At 46.2% G+C, this 14,032-nt stretch carries 12 protein-coding genes and 1 pseudogene; 4 read left to right on the top strand and 9 right to left on the bottom strand.

The window, feature by feature from the left end:
- Together PSF16_RS02095 and PSF16_RS02090 are read left to right on the top strand one after the other, a co-directional pair.
- Positions 1-301, top strand: a pseudogene (locus PSF16_RS02095) (hypothetical protein); the annotation flags it as partial.
- A gap of 9 nt (positions 302-310) precedes the next feature.
- On the top strand, positions 311-562 hold the full coding sequence (locus PSF16_RS02090; RefSeq protein ID WP_006663133.1) for an acyl carrier protein: 252 nt from the start codon (positions 311-313) through the stop codon (positions 560-562).
- A 56-nt stretch (positions 563-618) separates the two neighbouring features.
- On the opposite strand, the gene PSF16_RS02085 is transcribed toward PSF16_RS02090, so the two are convergent.
- A complete protein-coding gene (locus PSF16_RS02085; protein ID WP_272688693.1) occupies positions 619-1,539 on the bottom strand; it encodes an alpha/beta hydrolase in 921 nt (306 codons plus the stop codon).
- A 15-nt stretch (positions 1,540-1,554) separates the two neighbouring features.
- Positions 1,555-3,606 (bottom strand): TonB-dependent receptor domain-containing protein, encoded by a 2,052-nt coding sequence (locus tag PSF16_RS02080; RefSeq protein WP_224050711.1) that lies wholly within the window; start codon positions 3,604-3,606, stop codon positions 1,555-1,557.
- A 477-nt stretch (positions 3,607-4,083) separates the two neighbouring features.
- Between PSF16_RS02080 and emrA the strand changes: the two genes are divergently transcribed.
- Positions 4,084-5,256 (top strand): multidrug efflux MFS transporter periplasmic adaptor subunit EmrA, encoded by a 1,173-nt coding sequence (emrA, locus tag PSF16_RS02075; RefSeq protein ID WP_272688692.1) that lies wholly within the window; start codon positions 4,084-4,086, stop codon positions 5,254-5,256.
- 4 nt (positions 5,257-5,260) lie between these two features.
- On the top strand, positions 5,261-6,790 hold the full coding sequence (locus PSF16_RS02070) for a DHA2 family efflux MFS transporter permease subunit (protein WP_006663131.1): 1,530 nt from the start codon (positions 5,261-5,263) through the stop codon (positions 6,788-6,790).
- A gap of 53 nt (positions 6,791-6,843) precedes the next feature.
- Here PSF16_RS02070 and paaY read toward each other — a convergent pair whose 3' ends face one another.
- From paaY to paaG, 7 genes are all read right to left on the bottom strand, one after another.
- Positions 6,844-7,437 (bottom strand): phenylacetic acid degradation protein PaaY, encoded by a 594-nt coding sequence (gene paaY, locus PSF16_RS02065; RefSeq protein WP_272688691.1) that lies wholly within the window; start codon positions 7,435-7,437, stop codon positions 6,844-6,846.
- A 22-nt stretch (positions 7,438-7,459) separates the two neighbouring features.
- Positions 7,460-8,401 carry a phenylacetic acid degradation operon negative regulatory protein PaaX gene (gene paaX, locus PSF16_RS02060; RefSeq protein WP_006663130.1) on the bottom strand — a complete coding sequence of 314 codons (942 nt, stop codon included), beginning with the start codon at positions 8,399-8,401 and terminating at the stop codon, positions 7,460-7,462.
- 153 nt (positions 8,402-8,554) lie between these two features.
- Positions 8,555-9,904 carry a phenylacetate--CoA ligase PaaK gene (gene paaK, locus PSF16_RS02055; RefSeq protein WP_272688690.1) on the bottom strand — a complete coding sequence of 450 codons (1,350 nt, stop codon included), beginning with the start codon at positions 9,902-9,904 and terminating at the stop codon, positions 8,555-8,557.
- Positions 9,905-10,015: 111 nt separating this feature from the next.
- On the bottom strand, positions 10,016-11,218 hold the full coding sequence (gene pcaF, locus PSF16_RS02050; RefSeq protein WP_272688689.1) for a 3-oxoadipyl-CoA thiolase: 1,203 nt from the start codon (positions 11,216-11,218) through the stop codon (positions 10,016-10,018).
- Positions 11,215-11,655, bottom strand: a complete 441-nt coding sequence (gene paaI, locus PSF16_RS02045; RefSeq protein ID WP_272688688.1) for a hydroxyphenylacetyl-CoA thioesterase PaaI — start codon at positions 11,653-11,655, stop codon at positions 11,215-11,217. The genes pcaF and paaI overlap by 4 nt, the downstream gene beginning before the upstream one ends.
- Positions 11,652-13,220, bottom strand: a complete 1,569-nt coding sequence (locus tag PSF16_RS02040) for a 3-hydroxyacyl-CoA dehydrogenase (RefSeq protein WP_006663127.1) — start codon at positions 13,218-13,220, stop codon at positions 11,652-11,654. The genes paaI and PSF16_RS02040 overlap by 4 nt, the downstream gene beginning before the upstream one ends.
- A 2-nt stretch (positions 13,221-13,222) precedes the next feature.
- Positions 13,223-14,032, bottom strand: coding sequence for a 2-(1,2-epoxy-1,2-dihydrophenyl)acetyl-CoA isomerase PaaG (paaG, locus tag PSF16_RS02035; protein WP_006663126.1), 810 nt, complete (start codon positions 14,030-14,032; stop codon positions 13,223-13,225).

Genomic DNA, 14,032 nt, shown 5'->3' with positions numbered 1-14,032 from the left:
AGAAAATGCAGGGACAAGCTCAGTGACGTTAAGCGAGCGTGGGGCATTAACACGAGATCAATCGGCGCAAGAGCGCTATCAACAGACAACAGAGACAGACAGTTTGACTCAAAATACGGTGTTTGCTAATCGATTTGAAGCTGTTGAAGTGACAGATGAGCTCACTGGACAGCGTAAAAAAACATGGCAATTAGCGGACGCAAAAACCAGCAAACCTGTGACTTTAACGGAAATGGGGGCGCTAACCCGTGACCAAGTCGCCAAAGAGAAGTATGACGACAATGGAAAACACTTCTCGTAAGGTAACGCAATGACAACGCAGGACACAGCACAGCACTGGTTAGAAACTCATCTCAAGAAGATACGTGAATATTCCGGTATTAACCAAACGTACTCAATGGACGATGAGCTCATTCGCGATGTACATATCGATTCTTTAGAGCTATTGGAATTGATAGCCGCTATCGAAGAGTATACTGAGCAGCCATTACGGGATGAAGTGTGGATGAAATGGCGGCGTTTACAAGATATTGTTGATTATCTTATTAACGCCACCGCTTGAGATGGTTTTTTATATTGCCAATAGGTTTCTTGCACATCATGCAGGAAACCTATTTTTTATGGTTGAGCCACTGTAAGGTCTAAAGCTTTATGGATGGCATCGGGAATGACGCTGCCATGGGTTTTTCCGGCAAATAAAGTAAACTCGCAAGATCGCTGATGGCTGCTGATTGCCTCACACACTTCCCGAGGGGAAATCCAACTTTTACGGGTTTGATAATTCTGTTTTTGTTCATCGGTTAAACGGCTTAAATCCGGTGTTTCTTCTAGCTCTCCAAGCGTGATGGCAATGGGTGATGCTGTTGATGAACGCGTCAATTTGTCCAAATCCACCATTTCTCCCTCTCCCCACCATAATGATGGGCTAGCAGAAACAAAATGCTGAAAATCGGTTGGGTGATTTTGGTAAACCATTAACGTAAAGAGACCGCCAAATGAGTGTCCAAATAGGGTTTCTCGTTGGGTATCAATCGGAAACTGTTGTTCAGCCCATGGGCGAACAGTGAAGGTGAGAAACTGATAAAGCGATTCTGCACCACCACCATGTTGAAAGGCTTCTCCAGCGATTTTTGGCGTGTAGTCGTATGTCCGTTCTTTTTTCGGGAACGCTTCAGGGTTGGGGTAGCCAATACCAATAATAATCGGCAATTTATCGCGGGCAAATTGTTGAGCCGCTTGGTTTACCGCTAATGGGTAGAGCCCATTACCATCAAGCATAAAGAGCACAGGACGTTTTCCAGAAACGTCTTTAGGAACGGCACTATAGATACGCAATTCACGCTGACCATTGCGCATATCATGGTGCTGTACGGTATAAACCTCAGCCACGCGCGCATCAAATTCGGGAATATTGGGGCTGGGACGTGCCCAAGTATTGTTTGCGATACACATCAATAGGCTCGCCATAAACAGTTTTTTTATCATTGGGATTGCCATCGAACGAAAAAGAATCGGCGGGTAATCGGCTATTTGCGTCATACCCGCTCTCAGGGATTAGAATGTCACGTTGACATTCGCCCAGTAACGGCGACCGTCTTCAACATCCCAGTTTCCACCATTTTCGGCATCAATTTTAGAGCCTTTCTCGTTAGCGATGTTTAAGACAGCAAAGTTCAGCTTGGTATTTTTCAGCAGCTGATATGTCGCGCCTATGTCCATCGTGGTGTAGCCTTTACGATAACGAGGAACGGAAGAGCCATTACGTTGTGCTGCCCAAACTTGTTCACCTTCGTAATGCGCACGGGTGTACAGGTTGAGATCAGGACTATATTGCCAATCCAGTTTGGCATTGGCTAAGTGTTTTGGCGTTTTATCCAATGGATAGCCTTTGAGTGATTCTCCACTCGTTAGCTTTTCATCATTACTTTTACGTTCGGAATCGGTGTAGGTGTAGTTCAAGCTCAGGTTCCAATCTTCGGCAAATGGGATGCCTGCTGCCACTTCAACCCCTTTAATATTCGCTTCACCCACGTTGTCATAGGTATACAGGTTTAAACCTGTTACAGGGTCTTTGTCGCCAGTGTAGTAGCTGGTGAGTTTATTTTTGAAATCGGTATTGAAGAACATGACGCTTGCATTGAAACCAGATTCATGGTCATAGGCGATACCAATTTCTTGGTTGAAGCTTTTTTCCGGTTTCAGATTGTCGTTACCGTAAATGATTCCTTTGCCTTTTTCTGTCGATGTTTTGTAGTTCGGACTAATTTCACGCAGAGTGGGTGCGCGGAAGGCTTGAGATACCCCACCCTTGATGGTGATTTCATCAGTTAGATGGTAAATGGCATAACCGCGTGGGTTCCAGTGGTCACCATAGAATTCATGATGATCTAAACGGATACCACCGGTTAAAATCAGATTTTCAGTGGCAGTAAACTCATCTTCTAAAAACAGTGCGTACTGATCTGCAGTCAGAGAGACATTTTCAGTGGTTTTTGCGCCTGTCGCTGAGGTATCTTTCAGCTTCGCATGCTGGTATTGGGTACCTGCCGTCAAAATATTGTCTGGTAGGAAAGCGACCACTTTACCATCCACGACGGTATTCGTGATTTCAGGTACGCGAGCCTCATAAGCGTAATTATACAACCCTGTTTTCGCGTCTTTGGTTTCTGCTTTCGTTTTGCGTTTGGTCTGTTCTTGGTACACACTCACTTCTGTTTGAATCACATCCCAGTCGCCTTTGTACGTCAGCGCCATATGATTACGGTTATTGTGAGTTTCTGATTTGGTATTATCGCGTTTTACACCATTAAACATGGAGTATTCAGCGAGGGATTTACCGGGTTCAGCATAGCGTTCTTGGGTTGTTCTACCCGCTTCAAATAAGAAGGTTTGGTTTTCCATTGGCGTGAAAGTTAATTTTGCCGTCAGGCTTTTATTATCTTTCTTATCATGACCATCCGGAATTTTATCTTCTTTGCGGTAATCGCCACCGCCATACAGTTGTAGACCTAATTTATCTTTAATCAGCGGACCAGAAAGATAGAAGTTACCATCCATGGAATCACCGCTTTCGCTGTTTTCCTGAATAATTGCCCCTGTAGTGACACTGCCGTGCCACTCATTCGTCACTTTTTTGGTGATGATATTAATGACGCCACCCATGGCATCAGAGCCATACAGTGAGGACATAGGTCCACGGATCACTTCGATACGCTCGATAGCTTCAACCGGTGGCATAAAGCCCGCTTCAAAACCACCGCTCCCATTTGGGCGAGATTCGCGGCTATTTTGGCGGCGACCATCCACCAGAATCAGGGTGTATTCACCGGATAACCCGCGAATATTAATGTCTTGTTTGTTGGCGCTGCCGACCACACTCACACCTTCCACATCTTTGACTGCATCGGCTAAGTCGCGGACGGGTTTGTTTTGTAACTGTTCGGCGGTAATGACGGTCACACTGGCAGGGGCATCACGCAATTGCTGGGAATAACCCGATGCTGTGACAATCATTTTGTCTGAATTTTCTTCTGCTGTGGCGCTAAATGAAGCAATTGCTGCGCAAACACCAGCAGCAAGTAAAGAGTAGTGATAGTGCTTTTTCATATTTTTCCCTAGCGAAACCAAATGATAATGATAATCATAATGCTTGCGAATACTATCACCGATATGGATCGAAAATAAATAATTAGCGTGCTAATTTTTGGGCAAAGTTTGATCGCGGTTAACATTTTTGTGCACGAAGGGATGGTGGTGAAACGCGGTGCGAAGGGGCGAAAATAGAGTTATAAAAGTGATGCGCTATCAATCGTTCATGCCATGGACAAATATCAGCAATTATTTAATCAACATTGATTATCTTATTTAGAGTATTGCTCCAATAATGATTTAATAATTACTTCTTTTTTTGACTGGCATTGATTTTTCGAATTAAAGAATCAATTAAAGATTGATTTAAAACAGAAATTAAAAATTAAAATCGATATTTAGTTAATATAAAACCGTTGGCTATTGCATTATTACGGTGACTTCGTAAAGATAGGATTATTGCTAAAATTAAGTTTATTTTCCTTGAGAGTTATTATGGAACAACCGACAAATTCAATTGAAGAGCATCAGAAAACGAATAAAGAAAATAAAAGAACGCTATGGATGATCATTGCTACGATTATCATCGTTCTATTATTTGTTGCTTATGGTGTCTATTGGTTCTTGGTACTGCGTTTCCAAGAATATACCGACGATGCTTATGTGTCGGGCTTACAAATTCCTATCGTTGCGCAAACCTCGGGAAATGTCACACAGGTAAACTTTGAAAATACCGATTTGGTAAAAGCGGGTGATGTGTTGGTGGTATTGGATAAAACCAATGCACAACTGGCATATGAGCAGGCGAAACATGACTTAGCTTCAACGGTGCGCAAAACCAAGGAGCTGTATATTAATGGCGACCAATACCAAGCCCAGATCCAACAAAATCGTGTCTCGCTTGCGCAAGCGCAAAAAGATTATCAACGCCGTGCTGCATTAGGGCGCAGTGGTACCATTTCAAAAGAAGATTTGCAGCATTCGCAAGAAGCGGTGCAATTGGCGCAAGCCGCATTGGATATTTCAATTCAACAATATAATGCAAACCGCGCGTTGTTGCGTAACACCGCATTGAAAAATCAGCCAGCAGTACAACAAGCCGCAGACAGTGTGCGTAGCGCATGGATCAACTTGCAGCGGACAGAAATAAAAAGCCCCATGACGGGATATGTTTCCCGCCGCAATGTACAGGTGGGTTCACAAGTTAGTTCGCAAAGTTCGTTAATGGCAATTGTGCCTGTTCAGCCAGTGTGGGTCGATGCCAACTTTAAAGAGACCCAGCTCGAAAATGTGCGTATCGGTCAGCCTGTTACCATCAACAGTGATTTTTATGGTAGCAATGTGAGCTATAAAGGTACGGTGGTCGGGTTGGATATGGGAACGGGAAGTGCGTTTTCATTGCTACCAGCGCAAAATGCGACAGGAAACTGGATTAAAGTGGTGCAACGTTTGCCCGTGCGTGTCGAACTTGACCCTGAGCAAGTGGCGAAGTATCCACTACGTATTGGTTTATCAATGAATGTGACCATTGATATTAAAGACCAAAATGGTCCTGTGTTGTCAGAAGTTCAACGTACCACGCCAGCGTTTGAAAGCGATGTGCTTGTACTGAAGTTGAATGACGTAGACCAAGTCATCAACACCATTATTAGCGATAACGCGGACTAGCCCCATGGCCGATATTCAACCGCTAAAAGGCGCCAAATTAGTCTGGGCGACGATTGCCCTATCTCTGGCGACATTTATGCAAGTGCTCGATTCGACGATTGCAAACGTCGCCATTCCAACCATTGCAGGAAACTTGGGAGTGTCGGTCTCTCAAGGAACCTGGGTGATCACCTCATTTGGGGTGTCGAATGCGATTTCTATCGCGATTTCGGGTTTTCTTGCTAAACGGTTTGGTGAGATACGAGTCTTCCTATGGGCGACGGCACTGTTCACGCTCTTTTCTTTGCTGTGTGGTTTCTCTGACAGCCTTGGTATGCTGATTTTATATCGCGTCTTACAGGGCGCGGTGGCGGGACCGGTTATTCCACTCTCGCAGAGCTTAATCATGCGCTGCTACCCACCTAAAATGCAAAATATGGCACTGGCATTTTGGTCGATGACGATTATCTTAGCGCCTGTTTTTGGTCCTATTTTCGGTGGATATATTAGTGATAATTTCCATTGGAGTTGGATCTTCTTTATGAATATCCCGCTAGGGATCTTCGTGATCATTGTGGGTGCGATCGTTCTTAAAGGAATGGAGTCCAAGGTGATCAAAGTGCCATTTAATGTGATTGGTTTGGCACTGTTATCCGTTGGTGTAGGTTGTTTGCAAGTGCTTCTGGATAAAGGAAAAGAGCTGGGTTGGTTAGCATCCAATGAAATTATCATTTTGGCGGTAATTTCTGCGATTGCCTTAATTTTCTTAGTCATTTGGGAGCTAACGGACAAGAACCCGATTGTTGAATTAGCACTGTTTAAATCTCGTAATTTTACTATCGGCACGATTTCAGTCAGTTTGGCGTATATGGCGTATTTTGGGGCGATTGTCTTATTACCTCAGTTATTGCAGGAAGTGTATGGCTATACCGCGACGTGGGCTGGGTTAGCACTGGCTCCAATTGGTCTTTTACCTGTTTTATTCTCGGCGCCTGTGGCAAAACTATCTGACTTTTTAGACATTCGGTGGATAGTTACCTTCAGTTTTGTGTTCTATGCCATTTGTTTCTTCTGGCGAGCGTACACCTTTGAACCCGCCATGGATTTTACCGCAGTCGTATGGCCGCAATTAGTGCAGGGCATGGCAGTCGCCTGTTTCTTTATGCCGCTCACTACGTTGACCCTGTCTGGGTTGCCCCCAGAAAAATTAGCATCGGCGTCCAGTTTGGCAAACTTTTTCCGTACCTTGGCAGGCTCTATCGGCACATCAATTACCACCACAATGTGGAGCGATCGAGAATCCGTACATCATAGCCAATTAACTGAATTTATTACTGATTATAATCCAGAGTCTCTTGATATGTACCAAAGCATGGCGGCTCATGGTATGACGACGGAGCAAACATCTGGTTTTATTGCCCAGCAGATCACCAGCCAAGGGCTGATTATTGCCGCGAACGAAATTTTCTGGTTATGTGGCTGGGTGTTTATCGCACTGATTGTGACGGTGTGGTTTGCTAAGCCGCCTTTTGGCAGCAAAGCGAATAAACACTAACAGGATAGGGCGCGCGAGTTGTTGGCACGCGCCCTATCTTTTACGGAATAGTTTTATAATCTGGATTTTGGAATGATATCGTCAAATACCAGTTTTGGACGGTTCGGTTCTTCTTCCGCAAGTGGTGTCACTTCTTGGAAAGTATTTAGGCAGCGGATGACTAACATTTGGTAATCCAGTGTACCTTTACTTTTCCATTCAATTTCTTGCTCTGAAAGATTGCGAAGTACTTTGGCTGGTGTACCCACAATTAAACTGTTATCAGGAAATTGCGCATCGGCTTTGATAAATGCGCAAGCCCCAACAATCGAATTTTCGCCAACAACTGCACCATCCATGATGACACTGTTCATGCCGACGAGTGCATTACGTTTGATATGGCAGCCATGCAAAATAGCACCGTGACCAATGTGCCCATCTTCCTCGATGATGGTATCGAATTGCGGAAAACCATGCATCACACAGTTATCCTGCACATTCGCGCCATCTTTAATGATCAAGCGTCCAAAATCCCCACGCAGACTGGCATTGGGTCCAATATAAACTCGCTTACCAATGATCACATCACCGATGATTACCGCGGTGGGATGGACAAAGCTTTCTGGACTGACAACAGGGGTAATTCCATCAATTTGATAAAATGGCATTGTGGCTCCTCTAGCAAAGTGATTATGCGGCGACCAGATCCCGAATAATACCGCCAAAACGGCGGTAATAGGCGCTAGACGGTTGTGGCAGCTCGCCCACGGTGGTTTCACACATCTCGGTGACGTATTGAGTAGCACCTTGGTCGATACGTTGGTAGATATTGGTACATAAGTGGCGCGCAATGTGCCCTTCCCACTGAGTTGGTAGTAACTCATCTGGTAGCAATGGGTCTTTCAATACGACGCGTCGATAAAAATGGATCAGTAATAAGCGTAGTTGGAAACATAATTCTGGGGAAATAACGTGTTCAGCATGCTCTTTTAGCAAGAGTGCCACTGGGCGGAACAAGTCGATAAATTGGTGATAATGCTCTGAAATATCGGGGAGTGACCACGCATTAAAAACCAACCCTTTTAAGTTCTTTTCTGAGCGGTTAAACGGATAATCTGCTCGGAAGTAAATCACGTGTTCAGCGGCGTTCAGTTCTCCCAATAAGGCAGGAATATCGCTTTGTGTTCGACTCGGTGCAGCCATTAATCCACTGTTAAATTGCCCAAAGCCTAACCAGCTAAATTCTTTTTTAAGACGGATTTTTTCGTCTTTATCGGCACTATCCAACAACAGTAAATCCCATTTTCCATCCCACTCAGGTTGTTCGCTGAGGTAGATTTTGTTCTCAGCTCGACGGAAGCGGTTTTGCCCACGCTCTGATATGCGGTAGTAGCTGCGACGTCCCATTTTTTCAACATCTAGCCAGCCTTCCTTTTGCAAACGGAAGACCGAAGTACGAACAAAGCGGTCAGAAAATCCCATAGGTTCAAGCAATTTGGTTAAGCTGCCGAGCCAGACTTCGCCACCCCGATGGTGTAGGGCGTCACCATATAAAGAGCTGATCAGCGAGGTTCCGCTGATCGATTGGTTGCCGATAGCATGCTGTATAAACTGGGTGAGTTTGGTTTCCATTATGGGCTTATCCCTAAAATTTATGTATCAGATACTTTGCAAATCTTAGACAAAAACGAGAGGGTTGTCTTGTTTTCACGCTAAAGAGTGTGAGTACAGTAGGGAAACCAGGGATTAGGCGCATTCTTGATGAATATGCCTAATCCTTTAAAATTAAATGGCAATTCGTGTATCAATCACTCGTTGAGCTTTGCCCTGCGAGCGGGGAATATCACCACAATTGACGATACTGACACGGGTACTGATCCCTACCATGGATTTGATGCGGTGTTTGAGGTTATGGCAGATATTACAACGTTCGTCGAATGTGAGTTGCTCAGGGTGTTTTAATTCGACGCGAACAGAGAGGTTATCCATATTGCCTTTGCGACCTATTTCCAATTGGTAGTGTGGCGATAACTCTTTGAATTGCATGATTTGCTCTTCAATTTGTGAAGGGAATACATTAACGCCTCGGATAATCATCATGTCATCGGAGCGACCTGTGATTTTACCGATGCTGCGCATCTGGCGATTTTCCCCTGCTTTGAGGTGGGTAAGGTCGCGGGTTCGGTAGCGGATCACTGGCATGGCTTCTTTTGTCAGGGTAGTGAACACTAACTCACCATGCTCTCCATCACCGAGGGTTTTTAGGGTATTAGGGCAGATAATTTCAGGGTAAAAATGGTCTTCCCAGATGGTAGGACCGCTTTCACTTGAGTCTGCGCATTCCATGGCAACGCCAGGTCCCATGACTTCAGATAAACCATAAATATCTAACGCTTTGATTCCTAAGCGCGTTTCAATTTCGACTCTCAGTGATTCGGTCCAAGGTTCCGCACCAAAGACTCCGATCCTTAGTGAGCACTTACTAGCATCTCCACCCATGATTTTCTCAAGTTCATCAATGATACTGAGGCAGTAAGATGGGGTAACCATGATGATGTCAGGTTTAAAATCGACAATTAATTGTGCTTGTTTCTCGGTTTGACCGCCAGACATCGGAATAACCGCCGCACCAAGGCGTTCTGCGCCATAGTGCGCCCCTAATCCGCCTGTGAATAATCCATAGCCATAAGCAACGTGGACTTTGTCACCTCGGGTAGCGCCAGCAGATCGTAGGCTACGTGCAATTAAGTCTGCCCAATTATCAATATCTTGCTGGGTATAACCCACTACGGTTGGGCGCCCCGTCGTCCCGGAAGAGGCGTGAATGCGGGTAATTTGGTCCATTGGCACAGCAAAGGTGTCGAATGGGTAGTTTTCACGTAAATCTTGCTTAGTGGTATAGGGAAATTTTTCGATATCACTAAGCTGTTTAAAATCGTCAGGGTGTACGCCCGCGGCATCGAATTTTTTGCGGTACATTGGCACATTTTCGTATGCGTGAGTGAGTGTCCACTTCATTCGCGAGAATTGTAGTGCCTCGATCTCATCGCGAGAAGCAAACTCGATCGGGTCGATATTTTCTCTTGGATCGAGACTTTTTGTTGTATCAAGACGGTTATGTTGTGTCATGCTCATAATTGCCAATCCTTATTATTATTGCTATCTGCACTTAGGTGACAAATGCCGTTCAAAAGGTCTGTTATCCGCCTGAGCAGGTGTAGGGTAACTCGGCGGTTTTCTTGTTATTCAGACGCGTTCAATAATCATTGCAATGCCTTGACCCACACCGATGCACATCGTGCATAACCCGTAGCGACCTTGCTTACGGTGCAGCTCATTCATGGCGGAAATCACCAAACGAGACCCACTCATACCGAGTGGATGACCCAAGGAGATAGCGCCCCCATTAGGGTTTACCTGCGGTGCATCATCAGGAAGACCTAAACCCCGTAAAACAGCGAGTGCTTGAGCGGCAAAGGCTTCGTTTAGCTCAATCACATCCATTTGTTCGATAGTCAGTCCTGCCATTTTCAATACTTTTTGGGTGGCAGGTAGGGGACCAATCCCCATTAAACGCGGTTCGACACCACAGGTTGCGGTTGCTATCACGCGTGCGCGTGGTGTTAATCCTTGCTGCTTAGCGACATTTTCTGAGGCGATGATCAGCGCAGCTGCGCCATCATTGACACCAGAGGCGTTACCTGCGGTGACACTGCCATTTTCACGAAAGGGTGTTTTCAGTTTTTGTAGCAGCTCGGGCGTGGTTTCAGGGCGTGGATGTTCGTCTTCCGTAACCTGTTGCTCGGCTTTGCGCTGCTTCACGGTGACTGGCACAATTTCTTCGGCAAACACACCGTTGAGACGCGCGACTTCGGTACGTTGCTGACTGCGCAGCGCAAATGCATCTTGGTCTTCTCGGCTGATATTGTAGGTCTGCGCGACGTTTTCAGCAGTTTCAGGCATCGAGTCGGTGGAGAATTGTTGCTCCATCAGCGGATTGATAAACCGCCAGCCAATTGTGGTATCAAACATTTGGGCTTGGCGAGAAAACGCCGCGTCTTGTTTTCCCATGACAAATGGGGCGCGGCTCATCGACTCCACACCGCCTGCGATCATCAAGCCAGATTCACCTGCTTTGATGCTACGTGCGGCAAGGGCGATGGCATCTAAGCCTGAACCACATAGACGGTTGATCGTGGTGCCTGAAACAGAAATGGGTAAGCCGGAAAGTAAACCTGCCATTCGTGCAACATTGCGATTATCTTCACCCGCTTGGTTGGCGCATCCGAGGATAATGTCATCGGTTAGGCTCCAGTCCAATTGTGGGTTACGTACCATCAGTGCTTTGAGCGTAATGGCGGAGAGGTCATCGGGACGCAAAGAAGATAAAGCGCCACCATAGCGACCAATCGGGGTGCGAATACCATCGCAAATGTAGGCGTCATTCATGATGCTTCTCCAACTAAACGGTGACCTAGACGGTGGGAACGACCTTGAAACAGCGCAAGTGGTTTGCCATCTTGATTGATGATCTCCACTTCATATAGTCCGCTACGTTTGCCTTGGTGTTGCATTTTGGCGATAGCGGTGAGGGTGTCCCCTTCAAAACCGGGACGTAAAAAATCGATGGAACACATAGAGGCAACGGCGGCATAACTTTGACTATTACACGCGTAAGCAAAAGCCGTATCCGCTAGACTGAATAACTGTCCGCCATGGCAGGTTTTATGTCCGTTGAGCATATTGTGCGTGACTACCATGGTGAGTTGCGCATAGCCATCGGCGACTTCTTCAATCACCATTCCCATCGCTTTAGCACACGTGTCATCACGGTACATAGCATGAGCAGCTTGCTGAGCGAGGGTGATGTTAGGCAGTGAATTCATGGTAATGCCTCCAATGATAATGACTGAAAACCGGCAGCGAGCTGGCGCAGTAATGGATTAGGGCGATAGCGCCCATCGCCATAGAAATGGGCTAAATGCTCAAGCGTTTGCAAAATATGCGCCCAACCAATTTGCGCTCCCCATGCTAAAGGACCTTTTGGGTAGTTAACCCCAAAGCGCATCGCCAAATCGCTATCTTGGGCGCTAGCGATCCCTTTGTTCACCACATCCAGCGCTTCATTGCAGAGCATTGCAACGGTGCGTAAGGTTAAGAGTGCTGGGTAATCTGGCAGCACAATGACGCGCTTACCAATGGATTGAAAAAAGGCAATGGCATCTTGGTTTTGCTGGTGGCTATTTTGTGTCGCGCAACTGATAGCTATCGTGGTTGCCGCAATATAGTTGGCGGATAAGTCAAATTGCACGACGGGTTGCTTAAGCTTTTGCGCAAGTGTGGATGTAAGTTCACCATTTGTTAACATAATAATAACGTCATTAACAACCAGTGATGGAGGTTGGCGTGTTTTTTGTTCAGCTTCTTCGATGCTGATCCCGTTTTGCTGCAAAAGTTGCTTAAGCTCAGGAAATATTTGCCAATTTCCGAAGGCTTTCACGTTAAGCGGGTGTGACAGTACGACAGTAGGAGCCACTTCAATCTCAGATGACGATTTATTATGATCATCATGATTATCGGAAGAATAAGGGTAAAACCCGCGACCCGATTTACGCCCTAAATAACCCGCTTGTACCAGTGCTAATTGCGCAAAAGACGTCTGAAAGCGCGGGTCATAGCCAAATGCCTGAAACACGGATTCTGTCACCGCATAATTGACGTCATGCCCGATTAAATCCGTCAGTTGCAAAGGTCCCATTGAAAAGCCCCCTGCATCACGAATAACACTGTCTAATGTAGCGGGTGTACCGACTTGCTCCTCCAACGCTCGCAATGTTTCCGCATAGAAGGGTCTTGCCACACGATTCACAATAAACCCCGGTGTTGAGCGACAAATAACGGGGATCTTATTAAACGCAAGCGTCAGCTTTTTTAGGCATTCAATGACATTTTCGGCAGTATCTAACCCTCTGATCACTTCAACCAGTTTCATCACAGGCGCAGGGTTAAAAAAATGCAAGCCAGCCATGCGCTCAGGGCGCTTAAGTACACTGGCGATGGCGGTAATCGATAAAGATGATGTATTGCTTGCAAAAATAGTGTTTTCGCGGCAAATGCCTTCAAGTTCACTAAAGATAGCCTGCTTGACTGACAATTTTTCTGCCACGGCTTCAATCACTAAGTCAGCAGATGTTAGCGCAGCAAGATTGTCAACCACATGGAGGCGACTCAAGGTTTCTTCTGTGCTTTTTGCATCCGCTTTTCCTTGTTCAACCCGTTTGCGTAAGCGCACTGTGAGTGCGGTAACAGATTGCTGCAATACCTGAGCATTCATATCGAAAAGTTGCACGTGTAGACCCGCATTTGCGGCAACTTGCGCAATGCCAATCCCCATGGTGCCTGCACCAATAACGGCAACGTTTTGTAGGGATAAACTTGAAGGTACCGTCATGGCTATTTCCCTTGGAACGTCGGTTCGCGTTTGTTTAAGAATGCATCTACGCCCTCACGGTAATCGTGGCTACGACCACCTAAACGCTGTAAATCACGCTCTAAATCCAGTTGCTGATCGAGGGTATTGGTGGCTGCGCTATGAATGGCTTTCTTGATTAACCCCAATCCATAAGTTGGCTGAGTTGCAAGGTGTTTGGCGAGATTATTGACGGTAGCAGCAAGCTGATCATGGTCAGTGACTTGCCAAATCATGCCCCATTGTAGTGCTTGTTCGGCGCTAATTTTGTCTCCCAGCATTGCCATTCCCATGGCACGAGCACGACCCACAAGTTGCGGCAGGAACCAGCTTCCACCCGAGTCTGGCACTAACCCAAGCCGGCAGAATGATTGAATAAAACTGGCATTTTTTGCGGCGATGACAATATCCCCTGCAAGGGCAATGGCGGCACCTGCACCCGCAGCAACACCGTTAACAGCACAAATAATGGGTTTCGGTAATGATGTTAAACGGCGGATCAGCGGGTTGTAGTAAGTTTCGACGGAAAAGCCCAGATCAGGGGCTTCGGATCCGACGGCGACATTGCGATCGTTAAGATCTTGCCCCGCGCAGAAACCGCGACCCGCTCCGGTGATCACTAAGCAACGGACGCTTTCGTCTTGTTCGGCGATTTTAATCGCTGCGCTCAATTGTCGATGCATCTCGTCGTTAAAGCTATTGAGGCGCTCAGGGCGATTCAACGTAATCGTTAATACGCCATCTTGCAGTGAGGTAAGGATCATCTCTTCGGTGAGAGTGGTGTCATTTATCAT

Origin of the sequence: Providencia sp. PROV033 (assembly GCF_028484855.1) — a bacterium.
Taxonomy (GTDB): Bacteria; Pseudomonadota; Gammaproteobacteria; order Enterobacterales; family Enterobacteriaceae; genus Providencia; species Providencia alcalifaciens.
This window is presented reverse-complemented; position numbering and strand designations above follow the sequence as displayed.

Coding starts and splice junctions, on each gene's coding strand:
- emrA (WP_272688692.1), top strand. CDS start 4,084: ATGGAACAACCGACAAATTCAATTGAAGAGCATCAGAAAACGAATAAA.
- pcaF (WP_272688689.1), bottom strand. CDS start 11,218: ATGAATGACGCCTACATTTGCGATGGTATTCGCACCCCGATTGGTCGC.
- paaY (WP_272688691.1), bottom strand. CDS start 7,437: ATGCCATTTTATCAAATTGATGGAATTACCCCTGTTGTCAGTCCAGAA.
- PSF16_RS02085 (WP_272688693.1), bottom strand. CDS start 1,539: ATGACGCAAATAGCCGATTACCCGCCGATTCTTTTTCGTTCGATGGCA.
- PSF16_RS02080 (WP_224050711.1), bottom strand. CDS start 3,606: ATGAAAAAGCACTATCACTACTCTTTACTTGCTGCTGGTGTTTGCGCA.
- PSF16_RS02070 (WP_006663131.1), top strand. CDS start 5,261: ATGGCCGATATTCAACCGCTAAAAGGCGCCAAATTAGTCTGGGCGACG.
- PSF16_RS02040 (WP_006663127.1), bottom strand. CDS start 13,220: ATGACGGTACCTTCAAGTTTATCCCTACAAAACGTTGCCGTTATTGGT.
- paaK (WP_272688690.1), bottom strand. CDS start 9,904: ATGAGCATGACACAACATAACCGTCTTGATACAACAAAAAGTCTCGAT.
- PSF16_RS02090 (WP_006663133.1), top strand. CDS start 311: ATGACAACGCAGGACACAGCACAGCACTGGTTAGAAACTCATCTCAAG.
- paaX (WP_006663130.1), bottom strand. CDS start 8,401: ATGGAAACCAAACTCACCCAGTTTATACAGCATGCTATCGGCAACCAA.
- paaG (WP_006663126.1), bottom strand. CDS start 14,032: ATGATAAATGACACCACTCTCACCGAAGAGATGATCCTTACCTCACTG.
- paaI (WP_272688688.1), bottom strand. CDS start 11,655: ATGAATTCACTGCCTAACATCACCCTCGCTCAGCAAGCTGCTCATGCT.